This is a genomic window from Bradyrhizobium sp., from assembly GCF_017881085.1.
In the GTDB taxonomy this organism is placed as follows: domain Bacteria; phylum Pseudomonadota; class Alphaproteobacteria; order Rhizobiales; family Xanthobacteraceae; genus Bradyrhizobium.
In genome coordinates, this window is the sequence record NZ_JADGRI010000494.1 from 1 (window position 1) to 2,501 (window position 2,501).

The 2,501-nt window shown below is 65.7% G+C and carries 1 pseudogene; it reads right to left on the reverse strand.

The annotated features are described in order from the left end of the window. Positions 1–2,456, reverse strand: a pseudogene (locus tag QZ213_RS27135) (glycosyl transferase); the annotation flags it as partial. Between the last annotated feature and the right edge of the window lie 45 nt (positions 2,457–2,501).

Sequence of the window (2,501 nt, forward strand, 5' to 3'; positions counted from 1 at the left end):
AAGACGATTTCGGCAACACCGTTCGGCTCGATCTCGACCGTGGTCTGGAGAGCGGCGCAGGGATCGAGTCCGGAGCCGACCCGTCCCGAAAGCGGAGTCCCGTTAATCAGGGCCGCCGGCCAGGCGAGCGCGCCGTTGCGGCCGATAAACTCCCGGCGATCGCCCGTCCAGCTCGTTTGGCGCCCGGCCAAGTCCGCGAAAGCGGAGCGCTTCGCGAAGGCCGGATTCCACAGGTTGTTTGCAATCATCGCCCCGCTTTTCGGATCGATGCGTGTGGTTATCGATGGCGCCGCCGCGCCGCGGGACGCGCCGAGAACCCATTCCACGTAAGCCGTCACCGACAGCCTTCTGGTGCGGCCGGAAAGATTGCGGATACTCAAGCGCGAGATCTTCAGCGGATCGGCAAGCGGCACATACTCGAGTAGCTCCGCAGCGATGCCGTCCGAGGTGTGTTCGAAACGGCTGTAACCCCATCCATGGCGCGCCGAATAGGTGGCCGCTTCGTCCCGGATCGGCAGCGCCGTGGGGCACCAGAGACGGCCGGTCTCCTCATCCCGAAGATAGAAAGCCTGGCCCGGTTGATCAGTGACTGGATCGTTGGACCAAGGCGTCAGCTGATGCTCTCGGCTGTTCACGGACCAGGCGTAACCGCCGCCTTCCGCGGACACCAGGAAACCGAAGGTAGAATTGGCGATCACGTTGATCCACGGTGCTGGCGTCGATTGGCCCGGTCCGAGGATCGTCACGTACTCGCGGCCGCGCTCGGCGAAGCCGCCGAGGCTATTGAAGAACTCCACGTCAGGCGGCCGTCGCGAGATCTGAAGCTCGGAAGCGGGCAGAGCGCGCTGTGCTGTGACCCGGGGCAAAGGCCTGGCTTCGGGCGCGCGCTCAAGCTGATCGGCGAGCCGTCCGCGCGCTCCGACCAGGATAATACGCGCGACGGACGCAAGAAGGCCCAGGGCCTCCGGCGAGGTCAGCTCGGAGCGCAGCATGAAGGTGTGCCCGGGTGGCCCATCTTCTCCAAACTGGGGCCGGGACTGGCTGGCCCTCACCAGGGTCTCCAGCGCGATCTGGAGATCCTGAACATAGGAGGAGGCGAGCTCGTTGATGACAACCAAGTCCACCGCAAGCCGTTTCATCCGCCAATATTCCACTGCCTGGAGCGCCTCGCGCGCCACGTTGAGTTGTTCGATGTCGGAGATGCGGACCAGGATGATCGGCAGATCGCCGGATATGCCCATGCCCCATAAACCCGGCTGCCCACCACTCCCGCTTTGGATGGTTTCCGACGGCGAGCGGAGCACAGGCGCGGCGTAGACGAGGTGACCCGCCAGACGCTGGTATTGCCCGGCCTCGCCGCGCGTAATGCCGAGGTGGTGCAATTGCACATGGGCTTGCGTCCAGGCGAGCGCGGCGGCGCGCTCGAAGGCGCCGACATCGTGGTGTTTGTCGGCAAGAGCGAGGACCTCCTGGCGTGAAGAGGCGACCATCGTCCAGAAGTCGATCCGTGCCGTCGCGCCCGGCGCGATCCGCACCCGGCGGCGCAGGGCAAATATCGGATCGAGCACCGCACCGGTCGAGCAAGAGAGTGGCCGGCCGCCCATCACTGCGCCCGGCGCGCGAATACTGCCGCCGCGACCCAGGAACCGCGCGCGATCAGTCTCGAACTCGCGCTTGCCCGCCGCTACACCGTCGACAACCGCCAGGTGCGCAGCCCAGACCTCCGGCTCCGTGGGCGCCCGCCGCCGCCTGGTCGCCAATATGGCGCCCAGCCCGGCGAGATGCTCGGTCTCGATGAACAGTTTCGAGAACGCGGGGTGCGTCACGTCTGCGGCCTGCGACGCCAGAACCAGTTCGACATAGGAAGTCACCTCAATCTCGCGCAGTTGGTCGCCGAGGTTGGAGATAGTCACGCGGCGCACTTCCGCATCGTCTTCGGCGGAAACCAGCACCTCCATGTTGGTCGTCAGCGTCCCGTCTCCACGCGTGAACTCAGCGCGATCCTCGTTGAAGGTGACCTCGCACGCCTCAGGCTCGGTATCAGTCGGCTGGTAGGTCGCCGACCAGACTTTGCCGCTCGCGATGTCCCTCAAGAAGACGTACGAGCCCCAATCGTCGCAGGTGGCGTCCTCGCGCCAGCGCGTCACAGCCAGGTCGCGCCAAGTGCTGTAGCCGGACCCGGCCGCCGTAAGCATTACGGAGTAGCGGCCGTTCGACAGCAGCTGCGTGGCCGGCGTAGCGCTGTACGGGCTGGCCTTTCGCCAAGTGCCGGGTCCTTCAATCTCGCGGATCCTGGCCGCCGACATCGCATCCGAGACCAGCGGTGGAGTCGCCGTGACCTCGCGTGGCACGCGCTCCTGCAGAAGCAACTCTGTCGCTTGAACGATCGGCTCGGCATGGAAGCGGTTTCGCATCACGCCGTCCAGCAGGGCATCGGCGATCGCGGTGATCGTCATGCCTTGGTGGTGGGCCATGAAAGCGCGCACAATGGCTACGCGATC